Here is a 24,527-nt window from a genome sequence, read left to right as displayed (position 1 = left end):
GACTTTTCTGCGTGTTTCTTACTACCAACGTCGAATGGATCTCACGGCCTGGCCCGGCTAAAACAGGGTCATAAAACAACAACTACAAGCATTGAGGTATGAAACATGAGTGCCGCTTCCCTGTATCCCGTACGCCCTGAAGTCGCTGCCAATACGCTGACTGACGAGGCGACCTACAAGGCGATGTACCAGCAGTCCGTCGTCAACCCGGATGGCTTCTGGCGCGAACAAGCAAAGCGCCTCGACTGGATCAAGCCTTTTACCACCGTCAAACAGACCTCTTTCGACGATCATCATGTCGATATCAAATGGTTCGCGGACGGCACTCTCAACGTTTCCTACAACTGCCTGGACCGTCACCTTGCCGAGCGCGGCGATCAAGTGGCCATCATTTGGGAAGGGGATGATCCTTCCGAGCAGCGCAACATTACCTACCGTGAGCTGCACGAAGAGGTGTGCAAGCTGGCCAACGCCTTGCGCGGTCAGGATGTGCACCGGGGTGACGTAGTCACCATCTATATGCCGATGGTGCCTGAGGCTGTGGTCGCCATGCTGGCGTGTACCCGGATCGGTGCAATCCACTCGGTTGTATTTGGTGGGTTCTCGCCAGAGGCGCTGGCCGGCCGGATCATCGACTGCAAATCCAAGGTAGTGATCACCGCTGACGAAGGCCTGCGTGGCGGCAAGCGTACCGCGCTCAAGGCCAATGTCGATGTGGCACTGACCAACCCGGATACCTCCAGCGTTCAGAAGATCATCGTGTTCAAGCGTACCGGCGGGGACATCGCCTGGTACAAGCATCGTGATATCTGGTACCACGACCTGATGGCCGTGGCCTCGACTCACTGCGCCCCGAAAGAAATGGGCGCAGAAGAAGCCTTGTTTATCCTTTATACCTCCGGCTCCACCGGCAAGCCCAAAGGTGTGCAGCACACCACGGGTGGCTATCTGCTCTATGCGGCGTTGACCCACGAACGCGTGTTCGACTACCGCCCGGGCGAGGTGTACTGGTGCACGGCGGACGTCGGCTGGGTGACCGGTCACACTTATATCGTCTACGGGCCATTGGCCAACGGCGCAACCACCGTGCTGTTCGAAGGTGTGCCGAACTACCCGGACATTACCCGCGTTTCGAAAATTGTCGACAAGCACAAGGTCAATATTCTCTACACCGCGCCTACAGCCATTCGCGCGATGATGGCCGAAGGTCAGGCGGCGGTTAAGGATGCCGATGGCTCCAGCTTGCGCTTGCTGGGCTCGGTGGGTGAGCCGATCAACCCTGAGGCCTGGAACTGGTACTACACAACGGTCGGCAAAGAGCGTTGCCCGATTGTGGATACCTGGTGGCAGACCGAAACCGGCGCTTGCATGATGAGCCCGCTGCCTGGGGCGCATGCACTCAAGCCAGGCTCTGCAGCGCGTCCGTTCTTTGGTGTGGTGCCAGGGCTGGTGGATAACCTTGGCAACCTTATAGAAGGGGCCGCTGAAGGTAACCTGGTGATTCTGGACTCCTGGCCTGGACAAGCGCGCACCTTGTATGGCGATCACGACCGGTTCGTCGATACCTACTTCAAGACCTTCCGTGGCATGTACTTCACCGGCGACGGCGCGCGTCGTGACGAAGACGGTTACTACTGGATCACCGGTCGTGTAGATGACGTGCTCAACGTGTCCGGCCACCGGATGGGGACTGCTGAAATCGAAAGCGCAATGGTGGCCCACCCTAAAGTGGCAGAGGCTGCAGTGGTTGGCGTGCCCCATGACATCAAAGGGCAGGGGATTTATGTCTATGTCACCCTCAATGGTGGCGAAGAGCCAAGTGAGGCGTTGCGCCTTGAATTGAAAAACTGGGTGCGCAAAGAGATCGGTCCGATCGCTTCGCCGGATGTCATCCAGTGGGCGCCCGGCCTGCCGAAAACCCGTTCGGGCAAAATCATGCGTCGTATCCTTCGCAAGATAGCTACCGGTGAATACGACGGTCTGGGTGATATTTCTACTCTGGCTGACCCGGGTGTGGTGCAGCACTTGATCGATACCCATAAAGGCATGAAGGTCGCGTAACATGGCCTGAAGGTTACCAAGCCCCGTCCGGCATAACCTGGCGGGGCTTTTTATTGGGCAACTGCAGATCCTGTGGGAGCCGACTATGTGTTACCGCAGATGTAACCGGTTGCCCGTTAGCGGGGCCTTCTGATACTCAAAGCACCGTTTTAGAGCCCTTTTCGGCTCCTGAATAAATAAGATGAAACGCTGCACTTGCCGGAATAGAAGGCTTTGCGAATAATAGGCCCGCTATTTGCAACTCACATAGGTTCTATGTCTTTTGCTCTTGCATAAACATGAAGAGCTGTCAATGCCTGGAGTCGCTTTTTTCGGTGCATCTGTAACTAGTTGTCGCATTGAAGAAATAACGGCTTGAAGCCTGTCGTTAGAATGCCGATCACCCGCTCGTCGTTGTTGTGCTGGTCACAGTGCAACGCCAGTAGGACGTGGCGCCGCATTCCCGGTTTAACCTCCGCATATTGGGCTCAGGCTCACTCTGCTTTTATTGCCTTTACCGATGGAGTCCTAAGATGAAGAAACTCGTGCTTCTTGGCGCCCTGGCACTGTCCGTGCTGTCCCTGCAGGCTTTTGCTGCTGACAAACCTCTGAAAATTGGTATTGAAGCGGCTTACCCTCCGTTCGCTTCCAAAGCCCCGGATGGCAGTATCGTGGGTTTTGACTACGACATCGGTAATGCACTGTGCGAGCAGATGCAGGTCAAGTGCGTGTGGGTCGAGCAAGAATTCGATGGCCTGATCCCGGCACTTAAAGTGCGCAAAATCGACGCAATCCTGTCCTCGATGTCCATCACCGAAGACCGCAAGAAGTCCGTTGATTTCACCAACAAGTACTACCTGACGCCAGCCCGCCTGGTGATGAAGGAAGGTACTGTGGTCAGCGACAGCCTTGATGAACTCAAAGGCAAGAAAATCGGCGTACAGCGCGGCTCGATTCACGACCGTTTCGCCAAGGAAGTTCTGGCGCCTAAAGGTGCCGTTGTCGTTCCTTACGGCTCGCAGAACGAAATCTACCTGGACGTGGAAGCGGGTCGTCTCGACGGCACCGTTGCAGACGCCACCCTGCTGGAAGACGGTTTCCTGAAGACCCCGGCTGGCAAAGGCTACGCATTCGCGGGCCCGGCATTCACCGACGTCAAGTACTTTGGTGATGGCGTGGGTATCGCCGTACGCAAGGGCGACGCCCTGAAAGACAAGATCAACGCTGCTATCACGGCTCTGCGTGAAAACGGCAAGTACAAGCAAATCCAGGACAAGTACTTCAACTTCGATATTTACGGTCAGTAATACATCGCAGCGGTACGTCCGAAATGGCGCAAGCGACAGAATCTCTGAAGTTTGCGCCATTTTTTATTCCCCCATTTTCGAGCTATTTTTTAGAGGGCCGGAATCATGTTGAAAGGCTACGGGGCTGTCATCCTCGATGGCGCTTGGCTGACGCTTCAGCTCGCCTTGTCGTCCATGGCCCTGGCCATTGTTCTAGGTCTGATCGGTGTTTCGTTGCGCTTGTCGCCGGTACGTTGGCTGGCTTGGATGGGCGATCTGTATTCAACGGTAATCCGCGGGATTCCCGACCTTGTGCTGATTTTGCTGATTTTCTACGGCGGTCAGGACCTGCTCAATCGCGTTGCGCCGATGCTGGGCTACGACGATTACATTGACTTGAACCCGTTGGCGGCCGGTATCGGCACCCTGGGCTTCATTTTTGGTGCCTACCTGTCCGAGACCTTTCGTGGGGCCTTCATGGCCATTCCCAAGGGGCAGGCTGAAGCCGGCATGGCTTATGGCATGAGTCCGTTTCAGGTGTTTTTCCGGGTATTGGTGCCACAGATGATTCGCCTGGCGATCCCTGGCTTTACCAATAACTGGCTGGTGTTGACCAAGGCGACTGCACTGATTTCGGTGGTGGGCCTGCAAGACATGATGTTCAAGGCCAAGCAGGCGGCTGATGCCACCCGCGAGCCGTTCACCTTCTTCCTGGCCGTTGCGGCGATGTACCTGGTACTGACCAGTGTTTCGCTGCTGGCATTGCGACAACTTGAGAAGCGCTACTCGGTAGGCGTAAGGGCGGCTGATCTATGATCTTTGACTACAACGTCATCTGGGCCAGCATGCCGCTGTACTTGAGCGGCATGCTGGAAACCGTGAAACTGCTGGGTATCTCGCTGTTTTTCGGCCTGCTGGCAGCCGTGCCGCTGGGGTTGATGCGGGTCTCCAAGCAGGCCTGGGTCAACTTTCCGGCCTGGCTGTTCACCTACGTGATTCGCGGCACGCCGATGCTGGTGCAGCTGTTCTTGATCTACTACGGGCTGGCCCAGTTCGAAGTGATTCGTGACAGCTTTATGTGGCCGCTGTTGTCCAGTGCCACCTTCTGTGCCTGCCTGGCGTTTGCCATCAATACCAGCGCCTATACCGCCGAAATCATAGCCGGCAGCCTGCGGGCCACGCCCAATGGTGAGATTGAAGCGGCCAAGGCAATGGGCATGTCCCGTTCCAAGATGTATCGCCGCATTTTGCTGCCGTCGGCCATGCGCCGGGCTCTGCCGCAATACAGCAATGAAGTGATCATGATGTTGCAGACCACCAGTCTGGCCTCCATCGTGACCCTGATCGACATTACGGGCGCTGCGCGTACCGTCAATGCCCAGTACTACCTGCCGTTTGAGGCCTACATCACGGCCGGTGCTTTCTACCTGTGCCTGACCTTCATTCTGGTGCGCCTGTTCAAACTGGCCGAGCGCCGCTGGCTGGGCTATATGGCCCCGCGCAAGGCCTGAGTCATGGAGCGTATCGATCACCTGCTGCCCTGGAGCAGCCTGGGTTCCGAGCGTCACTTGACGGTGTTCCGTTTCGGTGAAGGTGAGCGCAAAGCCTATATCCAGGCCAGCCTGCATGCAGACGAACTGCCGGGCATGCGTTGTGCCTGGGAACTGAAAAAGCGCCTGAGCGAACTTGAAGCCCGGGGTGCTTTGAATGGCGTGATCGAACTGGTGCCCGTGGCCAACCCCCTGGGGCTCGGCCAGTTGCTGCAAGGCAGTCATCAGGGACGTTTCGAGTTTGGCAGCGGCAAAAACTTCAACCGCGATTTCGTCGAGTTGAGTGAGCCGGTAGCGCAGAGGCTGGCAGGTCGCCTGGGGGATGATCCTCACGCCAACACCCGACTGATCCGTCAGACAATGCTTGATATATTGTCCGAGTTGCCAGATCCGGTCAGTCAGTTGCAAGGTATGCAGCGTGTTTTGTTGAGTCATGCCTGTGATGCAGACATTGTCCTGGATCTGCACTGCGAGACCGATGCCGCACTGCATCTGTACGCCTTGCCCCAGCATTGGCCGCAGTGGCGTTCGCTGGCTGCGCATCTGGGTGTGCGGGTTGGGCTGTTGGCTGAAGACTCGGGTGGCAGCTCCTTCGATGAAGCCTGCTCAGTGCCCTGGCTGCGTTTGCAGCGCCAGTTTGCCGATGCGCAGATCCCTTTGGCCTGCATGTCGACCACCCTGGAGCTGGGCGGGCAGGCGGACACCGGCCGCCCGCAGGCCGAGGCTTATGCCGAGGGCATTCTGGCGTTTCTGGCCGAACAGGGCCTGATCACAGGTGACTGGCCTGCAGCGCAGCATGAGGCATGTGAAGGCATGCCATTTGAAGGCACTGAGTTGTTGTTTGCACCGCACCCCGGTGTGGTGAGTTTTTTACGTCCGGTGGGCGCTTGGGTTGAGCCCGGCGAGCCGCTGTTTGAAGTGATTGATCCTTTATCTGACCGGGTCAGTACGGTATGCGCGGGCACCGCCGGTGTGTTATTTGCCGTTGAGCGACTGCGCTATGCCCAACCCGGTTTCTGGCTGGCTAAAGTGGCGGGGCGCAAGCCTTTGCGTCACGGGCGCTTGCTCAACGACTGACTGTTTTTGTGAGAACCGACAGCATGTACAAACTTGAAGTCCAAGACCTGCATAAACGCTATGGCAGTCATGAAGTGCTCAAAGGCGTTTCGCTGGCCGCCAAGGCAGGTGATGTGATCAGCATCATCGGTTCCAGTGGCTCCGGCAAAAGTACCTTTTTGCGTTGCATCAACCTGCTCGAGCAACCCCATGCAGGCAAGATCCTGCTCAATGGTGAAGAGCTCAAGCTGATTGCCAACAAGGACGGCGCGCTCAAGGCCGCCGATCCCAAGCAGTTGCAGCGCATGCGCTCGCGCCTGTCGATGGTGTTCCAGCATTTCAACCTGTGGTCGCACATGACCGCGCTGGAAAACATCATGGAAGCGCCGGTGCATGTACTGGGCATGTCCAAGGCCGAAGCCCGTGACAAGGCTGAGCATTACCTGCAGAAAGTAGGCGTGTCGCACCGCAAGGATGCTTACCCGGGGCATATGTCCGGTGGCGAGCAGCAGCGTGTGGCAATTGCCCGTGCGCTGGCGATGGAGCCTGAGGTCATGCTGTTTGACGAGCCGACCTCGGCCCTTGACCCTGAGCTGGTGGGTGATGTGCTCAAGGTGATGCAGGATCTGGCCCAGGAAGGTCGCACCATGGTGGTGGTGACCCACGAAATGGGTTTTGCCCGTGAAGTGTCGAACCAACTGGTGTTTCTGCATAAAGGTATTGTCGAAGAAAGCGGTGACCCGCGTGAAGTGCTGGTTAACCCGCAGTGCGAGCGGTTGCAGCAGTTTCTGTCGGGCAGCTTGAAATAACTGCAATTTTAAGACTGCCGCTGTGCACCAAAATAGGTCATGCTCCGCATCCCACGTAGCTGGCCCAGGCTGGGTGCACAGGTTTTATTCCCGTTTTCGTTCCGGATAGCACGCCATGACCGCCCATCGAATTGGTTTCCTCATTTGGCCCAGCACCAAAGCCTTGACTCTGGCGCTGGCCGAGGAAGCGTTGCGTGTTGCCCAGCGCGTGCATCCTGAAGTCGTCTACGAGTTGTTGTTCCTGCAGGCCGAGGCACCGCTTGAAGGTGCCTGGCAATTGCCGGGTGAGCCCTGGAACGGCAAGCTTGAAGGTTGCCAAAAGCTGTTTTTGCTGGCGGATGAGCCGCCTGCCGCCCTGACCTCGGCCCTGAGCAGTGCGCTCAAGCAACTGGTGCGGGCAGGGTGCGTGATTGGCGGGCTGTCGGCGGGTGTCTACCCGCTGGCGCAATTGGGTTTGCTGGATGGCTACCGTGCGGCCGTGCACTGGCGCTGGCAGGACGATTTCGCCGAGCGCTTCCCCAAAGTAATCGCCACCAGTCATTTGTTCGACTGGGATCGTGATCGCCTGAGCGCTTGCGGCGGGCTGTCGGTACTCGATTTGTTGCTGGCGGTGCTGGCTCGCGATCATGGTGCCGAACTGGCCGGTGCGGTGTCCGAGGAGCTGGTGGTCGAGCGCATCCGTGAAGGCGGTGAGCGTCAGCGTATCCCGCTGCAGAACCGTCTTGGCTCCAGCCATCCCAAGCTGACCCAGGCTGTGTTGCTGATGGAGGCCAATATTGAAGAGCCCCTGACCACCGACGAAATCGCCCAGCATGTGTGCGTTTCCCGTCGTCAGTTGGAGCGTATCTTCAAGCAGTACCTCAATCGCGTGCCGAGTCAGTACTACCTCGAACTGCGCCTGAATAAAGCCCGGCAGATGTTGATGCAAACCAGCAAGTCGATCATCCAGATCGGCTTGTCCTGCGGTTTCTCGTCGGGGCCGCATTTCTCCAGCGCCTATCGCAACTTCTTTGGTGCGACTCCCCGTGAAGATCGCAATCAGCGCCGTAGCAGCAGCCCTTTCGAGTTGTCTTCGGCCCCGGCCGAGCGCGGCTGAGGTCAGGTCAGCCTGGCTTTGGTCAGAGCCTGACGGGTCAACTGCCGGCTGAGCTCTTTGCGTTCATCGGCGATCTGGCTGTAGATCCGGTAGTAGAGCTTGTCATTCATGGGCTCGGAGGTGAATACCTGAGGCTCAGGCACTGCCAGTTTTAGGGCGAGTTCCTGCAGCTCGACACGCTGCCCTGCATGGCGCTGCTCCAGGCGCGTATCCGAGCGAACCCAATTATCCTGCAGCTCCCTGAGCTGCTCGAGCCACTCGGCCTTCTGTTCGAAGAGGCTGGCGTTGGCGTCCAGTTCCGAGGCGTAAGTTTTGTTCAGGTAGGTCTCCCAGAAGGGCACATCAAGGATCTGATTGACCAGCCCGTCACCGGCTTCGCCCTCATGAATCAGGCGATAGGCCCTGACAAACTCCGTATCGCCCACCTGGGCAGTCATCCTGTAGACCATGTAGTTGGGTACCCAGGGCAGTTCGAGGCTTGTGCTCAGCCGGGTCTGGTAGCCGGTGTGGACTTCGACTTCGTCGACCGTTCCGGGCGCACCATCGATCACTTCGCTGGTAAACCTCAAGCCCTGGCCGCCCTCACTCACAGGCCTGACGCGTTGCGCCACATCAGCCCGGGCAATGTCACCGATCTTGGCCAGCCGGGCCTTGCCGCGTGCCAGCGTTATCAGGTTTTTTTCCAGTTCCAGTGGTGTGCTTCGGGCGTTATAGAACTCATGGGCCATGGTTTCCAGGCCCATGGCATTGAATATCTGGGCGCCGGCGTCGGCGCAATTGGTGGGCGAACTGGCCATGGTGAACAGTAGCTCGCGCATGCGGGTGTCGTTACTGGCAGCATCGATCAAGCGCCAGACTTTCTGCGTCAAATCTCCCAGGCCTTCCTGATAGGCAATTTGGTCAGAGGGTGTTTCAAATACGTCCGGGGGGATTTCCATTCGGGCGATGACTTCAAAAAAACCCTGTGAGCCATGCTCTTGCTCTAGAGTCTCCCAGAGTTCCTGCATGGATACCTGTGACCCGGGAGGGCCGAACAACCAGAATGAGCTTTGCTCTGACCCTCGTGGCGGATAAGTGCGATGAGGGTCTAGGCCAAGGGCGCGGCGATACTGAGTGACACGGTCCTGACTCTCCAGGTCGAGCTTCTGGCGTTCAAGGCGGGCATTGGCAATCAACCAGGATTCGGCCGATTGATCGGGGTAGTCGGGCACGGTATGGATCTCATTGCCCAGCAGGTTCAATTTGAAAGCCTTCGGTCGTGGCTGGTCGAACAACCCCGGGGGCCATTGAGTGATGCGGGTGTTCTCCAGTACGAGTGTCCTGAGTTCGGGCATATGCCCCACGGCCAAAGGGCTGCCAAGAGGGTTGTGACCCAGATCAAGGTGTTGAAGACGGGTAAGGTGCTTGAGCTGACTCTGCATCCCGGCGTTCAGGGTCAGGCGGTTATGGGCAAGGTGCAGCGACCTGAGGTGCGGCAGTGTATCGAGTGTCTCGGGCAGGGTTTCAAGGTCGTTGGCGTTGAGCGAAAGTACCTTCAGATTGGGAAAGTAGGTCAGGAAGTCGCCCTGGTTTGGGGAAAAGCTGCAATCGTCGAGCCTCAGCAGGCCTACATGGCTCAGGGGGCGGCTTAAAACCAGGCTGTCGGTGCCGGCATGGCCGAATAGGGTGCTGCTGAAGTCCAGTTCGGCCACTATGGCAGCCTGTCCTGTTTTGTTGATATGGACCTTGTCGGCCGATAGCCAGGAGTTCTTTATTCTGGAGCCTATCAGGCGCCTTAAACCATGAAGGTTGGGTGGCAATGCGTTGTCGGTGGTGACGCCGATCGCAGCGCTGATCCAGTTGTCCAGTGTCTCGAAAAGCTGGTCTTTTTCCTCCTCGGTGGCGCGCAGGTGTTCAAGGGCCTGCTCGCTGTCGATTCGCGCCGTGATCAACGCTATCTCGTCGCTATTTCGATAGGGGTAGAGGGCCTTGACCCGTTCCTGCAAGGGATTGGCTGCAGGCGTGGTATTGACCCGGCTGCTGGCGGCGCCGCGCAACAGGGTTTCGCTTTCGGTTGCCACGCAAGCTGCCGGGGATGGCAGATCAAGTGCCGTTCGGATTTCACCGGGGGCGCTGTACTTATCTGCCAGCCATTGTTTGAAGTTCTGGCCAATGGCGAACCTGGATTTCAGGTGCTCGCTGTTGCGTTCGGGGAGCGCCTTCATCAGCGCACCGTGAAAGCGCGAGGCTGGATGCAGCAGGGCATGCTCGCCATCGTAGGTATCATAGGCGTCCGGACCTTTACGAACCAGTATTCGGGTGTGCCTGGCGTCCTTGGGGGCATGGCTGCAGCGCAAGGTGCCGTCAACGACCAGATCGCGCACCTCGAGATGAAGGTCGTGGATCGCATCGGTGTAGGTTTTCAGGATGTTTATGGCCAGTTTTTCGCCGTCTGGAGTCAGCAGGTCATCTTCAAGCAGTCCCTCCTGGGCGTGAGCTATGCGGGTTTGGTGTTCCAGCTCGGTGGCCAGATTTTTTACCCTCAGGGGGATTCTGCCATTCTCGAGGAGGGCGGTTTTCTCGAGCGTGCTGGTGGTCTCAAGCAGTGCTTGGGTGACAGGGGCGGGCAGGTGCGCAAAGGTGCTTTCTATCAATCGCGCTGCCGGGTTTTTTGTCTGGCGCTCCCTGGCGTACTGATGGTCGAAGATGTCTTCCCGTCGTTGCCGGGCGTAGTCGGACACCTTGGCCTGCAGGGTGTTGACGGCTTCTGTCTTTGCTGCGCGCGGGCCCAGCAGGGCATCGAGTTGTGGCGTGTTGAAGTTGTCGACAATCAGGGGCCACAGTTTGCCGTTCTTGATGTCCTGCTGAGAAATCCTGAGAGAGTCCTCGGGGAGTGCCTCGGGGGCACCGTAGACATGGGCCATGCCACTGAGGGTTTCATCGACAAAGACATTCAGGGCTTTGTCTGACGGCCAGCCGGGTAATTCGGTGGGCAGGCTTTCCAGCCAGTTCCCCTTGGTTGAAAGGGCTCGCCCTTGGCGAATACGGGTGATGTCCTCGATATTTTGTTTTTGGATCCTCAGTCGTGCCATACAGTCTTTGAGCAGAGGCGGAGTCGGTTCGTTATGCAGGTGAACCCTTCGCAACACGCCTTCATCGGTGCCGCTGATAATTCGCAGCTTTTCCAGCTCGGCATCGCTGAAGCCCTCGGCGACAGGGCCGAGCCGACGCATAAGGATCGAGCCTTGCCAGGTTTGCGGGCGCTCACCCTCCATCAGCCAGGCGCCTTCATCGTTGTGCTGCATCCGGGGGCCGTAGGCGTGGGGCCGTGTCGGGTGACGCAAAGTATAAGGGCCGGCGCTTTCGGTCTTGTCCAGTACTAGCGTGTGTCGGGCTTGCTGCCCGGAACTGAGGGTCAGCAGTGTTTTGTCCTGGTGGTACTGCAGGCCCAGTTCGTCGGACGCGAGGTGTTCGGGCAGGGCCAGGTCGTGGTGGTAGGCGCTGATGTCAGGGTTCCACAATCGAGTGGCGCCATCGTTGCAGGTGACAGGTTTCATGCCTTGTACAAAGGCGGATGGCTTGGGCAGCAAGCCTCCCAGCACTTTTGTGCCCGCCGCAAAAAAACCTGCCTGGATACCGCTCTCCAGCACCCCGAACAGGTGTTCGAATGCTTCAGTGGTCTTGCCTTGCACCCAGTCGTGGATACCCTCATAGGTGTCGTCCAGCAGTTGCCAGGCCATTTGCAGCAGCATCAGTTCGCCGACGACAGGTACAAAAGGCGCGATGACAAAGGCTGCGGCATTCAGCAGTGCCATGCCAATGCCTTTCAGGCGTTCAAGGCGTGCCTCACGGGTTTTGCGGTCTTCGGCATCGGTCGACACGGCGAGGCTTTTGGCATCGTTGAAAATTTTTGCCAGTTGCCTGCTGTAAAGCGTTTCCCAGAGGTCATCAGGTATCGGCACCAGCAGGTATTCAATTGCGGGTTTTTCGATCGGTATCAGGGTTTGCGCAACCAGTGCGTCTGGTAGCGTTGCGCCCGGTGCGATGGGGGTGTCGGGGATGACCTGCCAGTAGGTTCTTTTAAGACCCTCCAGAAAAGCCCCCAATCGGTCGTGGGCGACGAAGCGGCTGAAGAAATGCTGGTAGGAAGTGCTTTTCAGGCGTTCGGTCAGATGCGCCATGCACTCGCCGATCGATGAGTATTCCTTGACCGGATGCAGGGGGTCGTGGGGTATGTACGCAACTACCGATCGTTGATGTACCGGCATGAAGATCAGCGGGCTTTCGATGTCGAGGGAGAGCACTGTCAGGCGATGTGTCAGCCAACGGTTGTCCAGGCCTATGAGAAAGGCATCCAGTGACTCATACAGGGGCAGGCCGATCTGTCTGGTCATCACGGCGTAGGTCAGATCGGCCTTCAGGTCGGCGCGTTGACTGTCCAGTATTTTGTTTTTCAGCCTTAACTGCCTGCCATGATCGTCAAGACCCAGATGGCGCGTGAGATGGTCCTTGTAGCGGGCGCCCAGATTCAGTGTTCGGCACAAGGCCGTGAACGCCTGGACGGGCATGTGCTCGGTGATGTGATTGAGCTGCTTGAAATGCCCCTGGGCATCGGGGCGGCTGATATACCCCGAGCCTGAGAGGTAGGCATAGGGCAGGGTTTCATGCAGTTCAAAGTTGTGCAGGGCCGCGTCTAGCAGGGACACGCGCCAGGTCGTGGTACCGCTTTCGCGCAGGCCGATGACAGGCAGGTAGTTCGGGATATACAGATTGATAAAGGTGTTGTGTACATCCAGGTCCAGCTGATATTGGCGTTTAATAAGGTTGTTCAGCAAGGGCGCCGCAAACCCGTGAACATCTACGACCCTTGCCAGGTCTTTTTCAACATCGTTGCGGGCGGCCCATCGCGCTGCAAACGTTTTGCGCAAGGTGTCGCCCTGAGCGGGCGTGAGGGTCCTCAAGGTTGGGTGAAGGCTGGGGGACGTCCCTTTCAATGCGTTCAGGGTCGGTCGGCCCAGGGACGTGGCCCAGGGCGGCATGGCCTCGGCAATGGTCGTGAAGTGGGGGATGGTCTGGAGTCGGTTCGCCGCTGTTAACCCTTTTTCAGGGGGCGGTTTCAGGGGCGCAAGAGGTGTTGGATCGGGCATGTCCGGTACTCGTATGTCCTGATGGAGTACCTTCAAGATCCGCCAGTACGAGCCCGTTAAAAAGCGCAAATATTTGCTGGCTGGCGGAGGCTTTGCATCAACAATCAGCGATCAATCCATACATATTTAGCACCCATACGTACAGATCCGGCGGTGATCGGCAAAAACTCGCGTTTTCCGGGCAAATCAGCGCGCCAGAGTGCTGCCGCAAAGACGCCCCAGCGTTTAAACTGCGCCTTTGTGACGGAATATGTCGCATTGTCGTAATGCCTTTGTAAATCGTGGTTTGGCGCTATAAGAAGTTGTCGCTTGGCGACAAGGCGTGCTCCCGATGTGTCCCTACAATCCCCCCATCGCTCGCCAGTTTAGGCAGGCGTTCCTCTTCAGGAGACTCCGATGTCCGTTGAGCAAGCCCCGGTGCAACGCGCCGATTTCGACCAGGTCATGGTTCCCAACTACGCGCCTGCAGCCTTTATTCCTGTGCGTGGTGCCGGTTCCCGAGTGTGGGATCAGGCCGGTCGGGAGCTGATCGACTTCGCGGGCGGCATTGCCGTTAACGTTCTTGGCCATGCGCATCCGGCATTGGTCGGTGCCTTGACTGAGCAGGCGAATACTCTTTGGCATGTGTCCAACGTGTTCACCAACGAGCCGGCGTTGCGCCTGGCGAAAAAACTGGTGGACTCGACCTTCGCCGAGCGTGTGTTCTTCTGCAACTCGGGCGCTGAAGCCAACGAAGCCGCTTTCAAGCTGGCCCGTCGTGTCGCCCATGACCGTTTCGGCAGCGAGAAGTACGAAATCATCGCCGCGCTCAACAGCTTTCACGGCCGCACGCTGTTCACCGTGAACGTGGGCGGGCAGTCGAAGTACTCCGACGGTTTTGGTCCGAAAATCACCGGCATTACCCATGTTCCGTTCAACGACCTTGATGCGCTGAAAGCGGCGATTTCGGACAAGACCTGCGCAGTGGTGCTGGAGCCGATCCAGGGCGAAGGCGGCGTGCTGCCGGCCGAGCAGGCTTACCTGCAAGGCGCCCGCGAACTGTGCGACCAGCACAATGCGTTGCTGGTGTTTGACGAAGTTCAAACCGGCATGGGTCGTACCGGCGAGCTGTTTGCCTACATGCATTACGGCGTGACCCCGGATATTTTGACCAGCGCCAAGAGCCTGGGCGGCGGTTTCCCGATCGCAGCCATGCTGACCACCGAAGCGCTGGCCAAGCATCTGGTTGTCGGCACCCACGGCACCACCTACGGCGGTAACCCGCTGGCGTGTGCAGTCGGCAATGCGGTAATCGATGTGATCAACACGCCAGAGGTACTGCAAGGCGTCAAGGCCAGGCATGACCTGTTCAAGACCCGCCTTGAGCAAATCGGCCAGCAATACGGCCTGTTCACTCAAGTGCGTGGCATGGGCCTGCTGCTGGGTTGTGTGCTGAACGATGCCTGGAAGGGCCGCGCCAAGGACATTTTCAATGCTGCTGAAAAAGAAAACCTGATGATTCTGCAGGCCGGCCCCGACGTTGTGCGTTTCGCGCCAAGCCTGGTGGTTGACGAGGCCGATATCGAAGAAGGTCTGAACCGCTTCGAATGTGCCGTAAAGAATCTGACGCAAGCCTGAGTGTGACCTCGACGCCCGGCTTGCCGGGCGTCGAACCGAATTTAATGTGCCGGGCCAGGCTCAATGCACAGGGCTTTCAATGTGGGAGCGGGCTTGCTCGCGATACAGGCAGCGCGGTGTGTCAGTCACGCCGCAGTGACGTCATCGCGAGCAAGCCCGCTCCCACAGTTGAAATCCCGGGTGTACTCGACTGTTCGGCCTATACCCCTCTATGCAATTCAAGGATTAAGGAGTGACACCATGCTGGTGATGCGCCCTGCGCAAATGGCTGATCTGGGCGAGGTACAGCGTCTGGCTGCGGACAGCCCGATTGGTGTCACTTCATTGCCGGACGATATCGAACGCCTGCGCGACAAGATCGCCGCGTCTGAAACCTCGTTCGCTGCCGAAGTGAGCTTCAATGGCGAAGAAAGCTATTTTTTCGTCCTTGAAGACACCGCTGCCGGCAAGTTGGTGGGGTGCTCGGCGATCGTGGCCTCGGCCGGTTATTCGGAGCCGTTTTACAGCTTCCGTAACGAGACGTTCGTGCACGCCTCCCGCGAACTGAAGATTCACAACAAGATTCACGTCCTGTCGCAGTGCCATGATCTGACCGGTAACAGCCTGCTGACCAGTTTTTATGTGGTCCCGGAACTGGTGGGGTCGGCCTGGTCCGAACTCAACTCCCGTGGCCGCCTGCTGTTTGTGGCCAACCACCCGGAGCGTTTTGCCGATTCCGTGGTCACCGAGATCGTTGGCTACAGCGATGAAAATGGCGACTCGCCGTTCTGGGACGCCATTGGTCGCAACTTCTTCGACTTGAACTATGCCGCCGCCGAGCGTCTGTGCGGGCTTAAAAGCCGCACCTTCCTCGCCGAGCTGATGCCGCATTACCCGATTTACGTGCCGCTGCTGCCCGACACAGCCCAAGAGGCCATGGGGCAAGTCCACCCGCGTGCGCAGATCACCTTTGACATCCTGATGCGCGAAGGTTTCGAGACCGATCACTACATCGATATTTTCGACGGTGGCCCGACCTTGCATGCCCGGGTTTCGGGCATCCGCTCAATCGCCCAGAGCCGCGTGGTTCCGGTCAAGATCGGCGCACTGAGCACAGGCGGTGGACGTCAGTATCTGGTGGCCAATGCCCAGCTACAGGATTACCGCGCCGTATTGCTGGAGCTGGATTGGGCGCCGGGCAAACCGGTCACGCTGGATCTGGAAGCGGCCGAAGCACTTGGTGTTGGCGAAGGTGCCAGCGTACGAGTGGTAGCGGTATAACGCGTTTGAGCGAGTTTCGCGGGGGTCGTCAGCGAGCCCCGTCCAAGGAGATAGCATGATCGTTCGTCCTGTACGCAACAGCGATTTACCGGCCCTGATTGAGCTGGCACGCAGCACCGGCACCGGCCTGACCACCTTGCCGGCCAACGAAGAGCGCTTGCTGCATCGGGTCACCTGGGCTGAGAAAACCTTCCGTGGCGAAGCCGAGCGTGGCGATGCGGACTATCTGTTTGTGCTCGAAAACGACGATGGCAAAGTGGTGGGTATTTCCGCCATTGCCGGTGCCGTGGGCTTGCGTGAGCCCTGGTACAACTTCCGTGTGGGCCTGACGGTCAGCGCCTCTCAAGAGTTGAATATTTACCGCGAAATCCCGACCCTGTTTCTGGCCAATGACCTGACCGGCAACTCCGAGCTGTGCTCATTGTTCCTGAGTGCCGATTACCGTACCGGGCTCAATGGCCGCCTGCTGGCCAAGGCGCGGATGCTGTTTATCGCCGAGTTCCCGGAGCTGTTTGGCAGCAAGATCATTGCCGAAATGCGTGGCATGTCCGATGAAAGTGGCCGCTCGCCATTCTGGGAAAGCCTGGGCCGGCACTTTTTCAAAATGGAGTTCAGCCAGGCCGACTACCTGACCGGCGTGGGCAACAAAGCCTTTATCGCCGAGTTGATGCCCAAGTTCCCGGTGTACACCTGTTTCCTGTCCGAAGATGCCCGAGCGGTGATCGGCAAGGTGCATACCCACACCGAACCGGCCTTGAACATGCTTAAAAGCGAAGGCTTCAGTTATCAGGGCTACGTCGATATTTTTGACGCAGGCCCGGCGGTTGAGTGTGAAACCAGCAAGATCCGCGCAGTGCGCGACAGCGAAGCGCTGGTGCTGGCTATTGGCACACCGGGTGACGACGCAACGCCTTACCTGATGCACAACCGCAAACGCGAAGATTGCCGCATCACGGCCGCCCCTGCGCGGCTGGCTGCTGGCACCCTGGTGGTCGACCCGCTGACCGCCAAACGCCTGCAACTGAGCGCGGGCGACCAGGTGCGCGCCGTTGCCTTGTCCGCCCAGTCAATGGCCCCACGGGAGTCAAAATAATGAGTACGTTGTATATCGCAGGTACCTGGCAGAGCGGGCAGGGCGAGGCTTTGGAGTCGCTGAACCCGGTTACCCAGCACGTGCTTTGGGCTGGCAAGGGTGCCGATGCCGGGCAAGTGGATGCCGCCGTGAAGGCTGCGCGCCAGGCTTTCCCGCAGTGGGCCAAACAGACTTTCGAGCAGCGCCTGAGCGTGCTCGAAGCGTTTGCCGCAAGCCTTAAAAACCACGCCGACGAACTGTCGCGCTGCATCGGTGAAGAAACCGGCAAACCCCTCTGGGAGTCGGCCACCGAAGTCACCAGCATGATCAATAAAGTGGCGATTTCGGTACAGAGCTACCGCGAGCGCACGGGTGAAAAAAGTGGACCGCTGGGGGATGCCACGGCCGTTTTGCGTCACAAGCCTCATGGTGTAGTGGCTGTTTTCGGTCCGTACAACTTCCCCGGTCATTTGCCCAACGGGCACATTGTTCCGGCGTTGCTGGCGGGTAACAGCGTGGTATTCAAACCGAGCGAATTGACCCCTAAAGTCGCCGAACTGACGGTCAAGTGCTGGATCGAAGCGGGTCTGCCTGCGGGCGTGCTCAACCTGCTGCAGGGCGCACGCGACACCGGTATCGCCCTGGCGGCGCACACGGGTATCGACGGGTTGTTCTTCACCGGTTCGAGCCGCACCGGCAATGCCCTGCACCAGCAATTTGCCGGGCGCCCGGACAAAATCCTGGCTCTGGAAATGGGTGGCAACAACCCGCTGGTGGTCGATCAGGTAGAGGACCTGGACGCAGCGGTGTACACCATCATCCAGTCGGCCTTTATCTCCGCCGGGCAGCGTTGCACCTGTGCCCGCCGCTTGCTGGTGCCGCAAGGCGCATGGGGCGACAGCCTGCTGACGCGCCTGGTTGAAGTGAGTCAGAGCATCGAAGTGGGTGCTTTCGATCAGCAGCCGGCGCCATTCATGGGGTCGGTGATTTCCCTTGGCGCAGCGCGCGCCTTGATGGATGCCCAGGAAGTGTTGCTGGGGTCGGGGGCTGTGGCCTTGCTGGAAATGCACCAGCCAGACAGCAATGCCGCCTTGCTGACGCCGGGCATTATCGATGTGACAGAGGTTGGCGATCGTTCGGACGAAGAACTGTTCGGGCCATTGCTGCAAGTGATTCGCTACGCTGACTTTGATGCGGCGATTGCTGAAGCCAACAACACGGCGTTTGGTCTGGCGGCCGGGTTGCTGTCGGATTCCGAAGCGCGTTACCAGCAGTTCTGGCTCGAAAGCCGCGCCGGTATCGTCAACTGGAACAAACAATTGACCGGCGCGGCGAGCAGTGCGCCATTTGGTGGTATCGGGGCGTCGGGCAATCATCGCGCCAGTGCCTACTACGCGGCGGATTATTGCGCATACCCGGTGGCTTCCCTTGAAACGCCGACCCTGGCTTTGCCAGCAGCGCTGACCCCGGGCGTGCGGATGTCGTAACGCTTATCTCAACCCTGTGGGAGCGAGCTTGCTCGCGAAAGCCTTAAAGGCCATTCGCGAGCAGGCTCGCTCCCACAGGTGCTGTATGACTTATAACCGTTTTCCGGAGCCTCGCTGATGAAGTCCTTTGAAGTCAATTTTGACGGTTTAGTGGGGCCGACCCATAACTATGGCGGTTTGTCGTTTGGCAACGTCGCTTCCCAGAGCAACAGCCAGCAGGCTTCCAACCCTAAGGAAGCTGCGCTGCAAGGCCTGGAAAAAATGAAAGCGTTGATGGACATGGGCTTTGTCCAGGGCGTGCTGGCCCCGCAAGAGCGTCCGGACGTTGCTGCCTTGCGCAGCCTGGGTTTTGCCGGGACTGATGCTCAGGTGATCGAGCGCGCCGCCAAAGAGGCCATGCCATTGCTGGTCGCCAGCTGCTCGGCCTCGAGCATGTGGGTAGCCAATGCGGCCACAGTCAGCCCCAGTGCCGACACCGCTGACGGTCGCGTGCACTTCACCGCTGCCAACCTCAATTGCAAATACCATCGCAGTATCGAGCACCCGACCACCAGTCGCGTGCTGGGCGCGATGTTTGCCGATCAGGAGCATTTTGCCCACCACGCGGCTTTGCCGGCAGTGGCGCAATTTGGCGATGAAGGTGCAGCCAACCACACGCGTTTTTGCCGCGATTATGGTGAGGCTGGTGTCGAGTTTTTTGTGTTCGGCCGCAGTGCGTTCGACAGTCGTTACCCGGCACCGCAAAAATACCCGGCGCGCCAGACCCTCGAGGCTTCGCAGGCAGTGGCTCGCCTGCATGGCCTGAGCGAGGAGGGTGTGGTGTTTGCCCAGCAAAATCCTGCGGTCATTGACCAGGGTGTGTTTCATAACGACGTGATCGCCGTGGGTAATGGTGAACTGTTGTTCCATCACCAGGATGCTTTCCTCAATACCGAGCAGATGCTGGCCGAGTTGCAGGCCAAGCTGGCGACCCGCGGCGCCAACTTCCAGTCGATCAGCGTGCCCCGTGATCAGGTGGCCGTGGAAGATGCCGTGCGCTCTTATCTGTTCAACAGCCAGCTGCTGAGCCGCGCCGATGGCTCGATGCTATTGATCGTGCCTGAAGAGTGTCGTGCCAACCCGCGCGTGTGGCAGTACCTGCAAGGGCTGACGGCCGCTGGCGGGCCGATCCGTGAGGTCAAGGTGTTCGACCTCAAGCAGAGCATGCAGAATGGCGGTGGTCCGGCGTGCCTGCGCCTGCGGGTCGCGCTCAACGAAACCGAGCTGGCGGCCGTCAACCCCGGCGTGATCATGACCCCGGCGCTGTACGACACCCTGACGGTCTGGGTGAACAAACATTATCGTGATGCTTTGCGCGAAAGTGACCTGGCTGATCCACAATTGCTGCTTGAATGCCGCACGGCATTGGATGAACTGACGCAAATCCTTAAACTGGGCGCGGTTTACCCCTTCCAGATCAATTGAAAGGCGCTGTGCCTGGGCGATAGTTGACGCCGGGCACGCACCTTCACACCCCAATGAGAGCGATGAAATGACTGATACCCTGAAGCTGATCCTTGAAGACACCGACGGTACCCAGCTGGAAACGTCCTGCACGCGCGTTGCTGTCATGTGGCAGGGCAAGGAATTGTGGATCCAGCAGGACGGCCGTGGCCAGTTGCTGATCGGTGTAGACGTTGAAGAAGGCGATGCCGAATACGCCAACCTGCTGCTGCGCCCATTGGCGACTAACCTTGTGAGCCTGCAACTGGAAATGGAACCGGCTGATCTGGGCGATGATGAAGACGGTCACGTACACGGTCCGGACTGCAACCACTGATAAGGAAGTTCTATGCTCGCTCTCGGCAAACTGCTTGAACTGACCTTGGCCGGACGTGAACCGGCCGAGAAAACTCAACTGACTGTCGACGGCGTGCGGATGCGCTGGCTGACCGAAGGCGCGCTTGAAGTGCGCCCGCCCGAGGCTCGTGACAACGGTATGGATCTGTTGTTGTCAGCCGGCATCCATGGCAATGAAACAGCGCCGATCGAGTTGCTTGATCGCCTGTTGCAGGCCATTGCACGGGGTACTATCAAGCCCCGTGCGCGAATTCTGTTCCTGTTCGGCAACCCCGGCGCCATGCGTACTGGCGCACGTTTTGTCGAGGAAGACCTCAACCGGCTGTTCAACGGCCGTCACGAAAGCAGCAGTGGCCCCGAAGCCCTGCGTGCTTGCGAGCTTGAACACCTGGCTGAAACCTTTTTCAGCCCTCCCGGGCGTACTCGTCTGCACTACGACTTGCACACGGCCATTCGAGGGTCGAAGATCGAGCAGTTTGCGTTGTATCCCTTCAAGGAGGGCCGTAGCCACTCTCGCGAAGAGCTGTCGCGCTTGCGTGCGGCCGGGATGGAAGCGGTGCTGTTGCAAAACAAGCCCTCCATTGTGTTCAGTGCCTATACCTACGATCGCTTGGGCGCCGAGGCGTTTACCCTTGAGTTGGGCAAGGCCCGGCCTTTCGGGCAGAACGGCGGAGTCAATGTCGAACGTCTGGAGCAGCGTTTGCAGCAGATGATCGAGGGTAGCGAGCCAGCACTGGCCGATGCTTCGCTCGAGGGTTTGCAGTTGTTCAGTGTGGCGCGTGAAGTCATCAAGCACAGTGATGCCTTTATCCTGCACTTGCCTGCCGATATCGAAAATTTCAGCGAGTTGCCCAAGGGCTATCTACTGGCGCAAGACGCCGGCAAAACCCGCTGGATTATTGAAGAAGAGGGTGCGCGGATCATCTTTCCCAACCCTAAAGTCAAAAATGGCCTGCGCGCCGGTATCATTATCGAACCGACAACCCTGGCCCCACAGGGTTAATCATCCGAGTAATGGATATAGGTTTTGCGCAGGGGCAGCCCCAGTTCTTCGCGTATGCCGTTTTCGCTGAACTGTGCCGGGTTCGTGGGGAGGGCAGGGGTTGCAGGGTCTTTATCGAAGTCAAAGGGCTCTGTGTTGCAAGGTAAGCCCACGGCCTGCAGTTCATCATTTTTCACCAGCGCAGCTTGCTTGGTTCCCTGATGCCCGTCGGGGCTTGCGCCTAAAAATCGTGTGCCCGTGACAAAGTTGTAGGCGTGGCATAGCTCGTGGTACAGAGAGGTAAGCGGTATCGCGCCGGGTGTGGAAAATGCCGGGTTGTAGTACACCGTTCCTCCGAAATCAGGCAGACCTGCCATCCCGACCTGAATAAAAGACCGGCCATCACCCAGATTGGGTATGTATAGGCCGTTATTTACCTGCTTGAGTTCGGCGATGGTGATGGGTTTCTGGCTTTTACGAATACTTTTTGTCAGTTCGCGCAGTAGCTGGCTCCCGTTGCCGGAGCTCAGCAACAGTTTCAAGTCATCCTGAACCCTTACGATAAACTCTTCGCTGCCTTGAATAATCAGCCCTGATTCCGGCAGGGGGATTGGGCTGCCAATAAATGTATTGGCGACCTTTTTGTGCGGGGTGATTCTGCCTTCGGCGATATAGGTGGGCTCGCTGTCGGTGAATACTTTGTCCCTGTCTTTTATTTGATTGAGGATGTCCTGGCCCTGGCCGGTATAGATCACATTGGAGCCCGCTCCTGCTGTAATAAGGTCATCGCCGTCGCCCCCGCTTAGAATGCTGTGGCCCTGGCCTCCGACGGCTACATCGTCACCTTCTCCTGCGTCGATAAAGGCCATGCCGGCCCCGCCACGAAAAAAGTCTGCCCCTTTGCCCGTGTAGGCAACGGTTGTGCCCGTGCCATTGGCGTTGACGATGTCATTGCCATCTCCAGTGTCTACGTAGCTGGTGCCCCCACGGGTCATCACCATGTCATCGCCAGTACCGGTCAGCACCGTGGACTTGCCGCTGCTGGTCACGACGGTGTCATTGCCGGGGCCGGTTTCGATATGAAAGGTGTTTTTCAGGGTATCGGCGATGTAAACCGTATCGTTGCCGTTCAAGGTATGAATTTCGATGATCTGCTTTGCACTTGCAGGCTTTATCCGATAGCGCTCATGGTTCAGGTCGATCAGCAGAGAGTCGTTGTCGCCCTTGGTGACGCAAATGGATGCCCGCGCCACCGAGGCACGGAAGACCAGGCGGTCAATGGGGCGGGGGTACAGGACGCCTTCAGTGACGTAGCGCACGAGGGTGGCGTTATCGCCAATATGAAGAATGCTTTGTGTGGTGCTCTCTGTCACATGGGGCAGGGGGTGTGAAACCGTTGTTTCGGTTCTTTCGAGCGGGGCCTGGGCACCGCCGTCAAACTCGAAATGATGAGGGGCTGGCAGAGGGGTAGTTGTTACTGGGGGCGGGGTTGGGCACATAAGAGATGCTCCTGGGCGTCAAGTTCAAATGTCATCGGTGACCGGGCACCTGTATCGACAATTGAAACGCCTGGATGGCTTATGTGTGCGTTACATGTTTATGGTGTGCTCCCCGGCGAGCCTGGTTTCAGGGCTGGCCGGGGAATCAGGCATTACACCGCGCGTTTTTGCTGGGTATCCATGCGCTTGATGTTGCGGATTTTCTGCAGTGTGTCTACGCACGTCCGGGCGGCTTCCTGGCCTTTGTGCACGAAGTGCTCAAAGAAAAACTTCTGATGCTCCTCACCGGCGTGGAAGTGGTGCGGCGTGAGGCTGACGGAGAACACCGGCACTTCGGTTTCCAGTTGTACTTGCATCAGGCCGCTGACGACCGTCTGGGCAACAAAGTCGTGACGGTAGATGCCGCCATCCACGACCAGTGCGGCGCCGACAATTCCGGCGTAACGACCGGTCTTGGCCAGCAGCTTGGCGTGCAGCGGGATCTCGAACGCGCCGCCGACTTCGAAGAAATCGATGTCGCTTTCCTGATAGCCCAGCACCAGCATTTCGGCCAGGAAGCCCTTGCGGCTCTGGTCGACAATCTCTTTGTGCCAGGAAGCCTGGATAAATGCGACACGTTCGTTGTGGTGAATAGCTGTAGGTTGCATGTTCAGATTCCTGTTTGTGTGAAAAACAGGGCATATGAATCGAATGGGATTAAAGGGTACGTTCAGGAGGGCAGCGCACGGCCATACGGCATCGCCACTATCCCGCCTGGTTGACGGCCCTTTGGCGCCAATCCCGTTCTCTCTTCATCCGGACTATGACCGTCGGCCCCGGGATCACACCGGGTCTGCTGACCTTGGTTTATTCCTGGCCGAAGCTCAAGAATGTGCCAAGCGCTCGCGGGCTATGCGCTTTGCGCGCAATTACCGCCGGTGGGGAGTCGCACCCCGCCCTGAGAACGTTGCCACCAGCCTTTCTGGCGGCGGACATTTTGTATCACATATTTTTCGAGTATGCATTGATGCTTTTTGCTAATAGCTATCAGTTTTTCCATTTCATTAATAAGGTAATTCCTACGTGAGCATCCGAATATTGTCGATCGCTGCAGAGTAGGCTTGTTCTGGCGGGAATCGCACGTTTAGCATTCAACACTGATCAAACCTTGCCGAGGCCAATGCCATGTCTGTTATCGATCTTCGTAGTGACACCGTGACCCAACCCACCCCAGGCATGCGTGAAGCCATGGCAAATGCGCCTATGGGCGATGATGTGTATGGCGAAGATCCTTCGGTGAACAAACTGGAATCCGAGCTGGCATTGCGCCTGGGCTTTGCCAGGGGGCTGTTTGTGCCCACCGGCACCATGAGCAACCTGCTGGCCTTGATGGCGCATTGCGAGCGCGGTGATGAATACATCGTCGGTCAGCAGGCTCACACCTATAAGTATGAAGGTGGCGGGGCGGCGGTCCTGGGGTCCATTCAGCCGCAGCCGCTGGAGGTGCAGGCCGATGGCTCGCTTGATCTGAAACAGGTGGCTGCCGCGATCAAACCGGATGACTTCCACTTTGCCCGCACCCGCCTGCTTGCGCTGGAAAACACCATGCAAGGCAAGGTGCTGCCCACCGAGTACCTGGCAGCGGCCGGCCGCCTGACCCGCGAGCACGGCCTGGCGCTGCATCTTGATGGCGCGCGGTTGTACAACGCGGCGGTCAAACTGGGCGTTGACGCCGGTGATATCACCCGCCATTTCGATTCGGTATCGGTCTGCCTGTCCAAAGGCCTGGGCGCGCCCGTGGGGTCGGTGCTGTGCGGCACCGCCGAGCT

At 58.3% G+C, this 24,527-nt stretch carries 18 protein-coding genes and 1 riboswitch; of the genes, 15 read left to right on the top strand and 3 right to left on the bottom strand.

Annotation, left to right across the window (positions count from 1 at the left end; genetic code table 11):
* Positions 1-105: 105 nt before the first annotated feature.
* From acs to argR, 7 genes are all read left to right on the top strand, one after another.
* Entirely contained in the window at positions 106-2,061 is a 1,956-nt protein-coding gene (gene acs, locus GHO42_RS03490) for an acetate--CoA ligase (RefSeq protein WP_086798394.1), read from the top strand.
* Positions 2,062-2,573: 512 nt separating this feature from the next.
* On the top strand, positions 2,574-3,347 hold the full coding sequence (locus GHO42_RS03485; protein WP_095003241.1) for an ABC transporter substrate-binding protein: 774 nt from the start codon (positions 2,574-2,576) through the stop codon (positions 3,345-3,347).
* A gap of 105 nt (positions 3,348-3,452) precedes the next feature.
* A complete protein-coding gene (locus GHO42_RS03480) occupies positions 3,453-4,142 on the top strand; it encodes an ABC transporter permease (protein WP_095003240.1) in 690 nt (229 codons plus the stop codon).
* Positions 4,139-4,837: an ABC transporter permease gene (locus tag GHO42_RS03475; RefSeq protein WP_095003239.1), complete on the top strand. Its 699-nt coding sequence runs from the start codon at positions 4,139-4,141 to the stop codon at positions 4,835-4,837. Before GHO42_RS03480 ends, GHO42_RS03475 begins: the two co-directional genes overlap by 4 nt.
* A 3-nt stretch (positions 4,838-4,840) precedes the next feature.
* On the top strand, positions 4,841-5,953 hold the full coding sequence (locus GHO42_RS03470; protein WP_095003238.1) for a succinylglutamate desuccinylase/aspartoacylase family protein: 1,113 nt from the start codon (positions 4,841-4,843) through the stop codon (positions 5,951-5,953).
* Positions 5,954-5,976: 23 nt separating this feature from the next.
* Positions 5,977-6,741, top strand: coding sequence for an ABC transporter ATP-binding protein (locus tag GHO42_RS03465; protein ID WP_095003237.1), 765 nt, complete (start codon positions 5,977-5,979; stop codon positions 6,739-6,741).
* A gap of 115 nt (positions 6,742-6,856) precedes the next feature.
* Entirely contained in the window at positions 6,857-7,837 is a 981-nt protein-coding gene (gene argR, locus GHO42_RS03460) for a transcriptional regulator ArgR (RefSeq protein ID WP_095003236.1), read from the top strand.
* Between the two features lie 2 nt (positions 7,838-7,839).
* On the opposite strand, the gene GHO42_RS03455 is transcribed toward argR, so the two are convergent.
* Positions 7,840-12,963, bottom strand: a complete 5,124-nt coding sequence (locus tag GHO42_RS03455) for an NEL-type E3 ubiquitin ligase domain-containing protein (protein WP_153327085.1) — start codon at positions 12,961-12,963, stop codon at positions 7,840-7,842.
* 396 nt (positions 12,964-13,359) lie between these two features.
* Between GHO42_RS03455 and GHO42_RS03450 the strand changes: the two genes are divergently transcribed.
* The 7 genes from GHO42_RS03450 (at position 13,360) to astE (ending at position 21,241) form a co-directional block, all read left to right on the top strand.
* Positions 13,360-14,580, top strand: a complete 1,221-nt coding sequence (locus GHO42_RS03450; protein ID WP_153327086.1) for an aspartate aminotransferase family protein — start codon at positions 13,360-13,362, stop codon at positions 14,578-14,580.
* A 240-nt stretch (positions 14,581-14,820) separates the two neighbouring features.
* Positions 14,821-15,840 (top strand): arginine/ornithine succinyltransferase subunit alpha, encoded by a 1,020-nt coding sequence (gene aruF, locus GHO42_RS03445; RefSeq protein ID WP_095003233.1) that lies wholly within the window; start codon positions 14,821-14,823, stop codon positions 15,838-15,840.
* A gap of 55 nt (positions 15,841-15,895) precedes the next feature.
* On the top strand, positions 15,896-16,933 hold the full coding sequence (gene astA, locus GHO42_RS03440) for an arginine N-succinyltransferase (RefSeq protein ID WP_130872045.1): 1,038 nt from the start codon (positions 15,896-15,898) through the stop codon (positions 16,931-16,933).
* A complete protein-coding gene (astD, locus tag GHO42_RS03435; protein WP_176465210.1) occupies positions 16,930-18,399 on the top strand; it encodes a succinylglutamate-semialdehyde dehydrogenase in 1,470 nt (489 codons plus the stop codon). Before astA ends, astD begins: the two co-directional genes overlap by 4 nt.
* Before the next feature lie 117 nt (positions 18,400-18,516).
* On the top strand, positions 18,517-19,863 hold the full coding sequence (gene astB, locus GHO42_RS03430) for an N-succinylarginine dihydrolase (protein WP_095003230.1): 1,347 nt from the start codon (positions 18,517-18,519) through the stop codon (positions 19,861-19,863).
* 67 nt (positions 19,864-19,930) lie between these two features.
* Positions 19,931-20,218: a hypothetical protein gene (locus GHO42_RS03425; RefSeq protein WP_003440880.1), complete on the top strand. Its 288-nt coding sequence runs from the start codon at positions 19,931-19,933 to the stop codon at positions 20,216-20,218.
* A gap of 12 nt (positions 20,219-20,230) precedes the next feature.
* The gene (gene astE, locus GHO42_RS03420; protein ID WP_095003229.1) at positions 20,231-21,241 is read left to right on the top strand and encodes a succinylglutamate desuccinylase; all 1,011 of its coding nucleotides are present in this window, start codon (positions 20,231-20,233) and stop codon (positions 21,239-21,241) included.
* Here astE and GHO42_RS03415 read toward each other — a convergent pair.
* Both GHO42_RS03415 and GHO42_RS03410 read right to left on the bottom strand, forming a co-directional pair.
* Positions 21,238-22,719 carry a M91 family zinc metallopeptidase gene (locus tag GHO42_RS03415; RefSeq protein ID WP_153327087.1) on the bottom strand — a complete coding sequence of 494 codons (1,482 nt, stop codon included), beginning with the start codon at positions 22,717-22,719 and terminating at the stop codon, positions 21,238-21,240. The two genes, astE and GHO42_RS03415, sit on opposite strands and share 4 nt — an antisense overlap.
* Before the next feature lie 152 nt (positions 22,720-22,871).
* A complete protein-coding gene (locus tag GHO42_RS03410; protein WP_095019218.1) occupies positions 22,872-23,366 on the bottom strand; it encodes a 6,7-dimethyl-8-ribityllumazine synthase in 495 nt (164 codons plus the stop codon).
* A 131-nt stretch (positions 23,367-23,497) separates the two neighbouring features.
* A riboswitch (FMN riboswitch) is annotated at positions 23,498-23,668 on the bottom strand.
* A gap of 215 nt (positions 23,669-23,883) precedes the next feature.
* On the opposite strand from GHO42_RS03410, the gene ltaE reads away from it, so the two are divergent.
* Positions 23,884-24,527: low-specificity L-threonine aldolase (gene ltaE / locus GHO42_RS03405; RefSeq protein WP_153384116.1), on the top strand; the 644-nt coding region annotated here is incomplete at its 3' end.

Source organism: Pseudomonas sp. FSL R10-0056, assembly GCF_009600105.1.
Lineage (GTDB): Bacteria > Pseudomonadota > Gammaproteobacteria > Pseudomonadales > Pseudomonadaceae > Aquipseudomonas > Aquipseudomonas bubulae.
The sequence above is the reverse complement of the archived record's forward strand: the minus strand, read 5'-3'. Positions and strand labels throughout refer to the sequence as shown.

Coding starts and splice junctions, on each gene's coding strand:
- acs (WP_086798394.1), top strand. CDS start 106: ATGAGTGCCGCTTCCCTGTATCCCGTACGCCCTGAAGTCGCTGCCAAT.
- GHO42_RS03485 (WP_095003241.1), top strand. CDS start 2,574: ATGAAGAAACTCGTGCTTCTTGGCGCCCTGGCACTGTCCGTGCTGTCC.
- GHO42_RS03480 (WP_095003240.1), top strand. CDS start 3,453: ATGTTGAAAGGCTACGGGGCTGTCATCCTCGATGGCGCTTGGCTGACG.
- GHO42_RS03475 (WP_095003239.1), top strand. CDS start 4,139: ATGATCTTTGACTACAACGTCATCTGGGCCAGCATGCCGCTGTACTTG.
- GHO42_RS03470 (WP_095003238.1), top strand. CDS start 4,841: ATGGAGCGTATCGATCACCTGCTGCCCTGGAGCAGCCTGGGTTCCGAG.
- GHO42_RS03465 (WP_095003237.1), top strand. CDS start 5,977: ATGTACAAACTTGAAGTCCAAGACCTGCATAAACGCTATGGCAGTCAT.
- argR (WP_095003236.1), top strand. CDS start 6,857: ATGACCGCCCATCGAATTGGTTTCCTCATTTGGCCCAGCACCAAAGCC.
- GHO42_RS03455 (WP_153327085.1), bottom strand. CDS start 12,963: ATGCCCGATCCAACACCTCTTGCGCCCCTGAAACCGCCCCCTGAAAAA.
- GHO42_RS03450 (WP_153327086.1), top strand. CDS start 13,360: ATGTCCGTTGAGCAAGCCCCGGTGCAACGCGCCGATTTCGACCAGGTC.
- aruF (WP_095003233.1), top strand. CDS start 14,821: ATGCTGGTGATGCGCCCTGCGCAAATGGCTGATCTGGGCGAGGTACAG.
- astA (WP_130872045.1), top strand. CDS start 15,896: ATGATCGTTCGTCCTGTACGCAACAGCGATTTACCGGCCCTGATTGAG.
- astB (WP_095003230.1), top strand. CDS start 18,517: ATGAAGTCCTTTGAAGTCAATTTTGACGGTTTAGTGGGGCCGACCCAT.
- GHO42_RS03425 (WP_003440880.1), top strand. CDS start 19,931: ATGACTGATACCCTGAAGCTGATCCTTGAAGACACCGACGGTACCCAG.
- astE (WP_095003229.1), top strand. CDS start 20,231: ATGCTCGCTCTCGGCAAACTGCTTGAACTGACCTTGGCCGGACGTGAA.
- GHO42_RS03415 (WP_153327087.1), bottom strand. CDS start 22,719: ATGTGCCCAACCCCGCCCCCAGTAACAACTACCCCTCTGCCAGCCCCT.
- GHO42_RS03410 (WP_095019218.1), bottom strand. CDS start 23,366: ATGCAACCTACAGCTATTCACCACAACGAACGTGTCGCATTTATCCAG.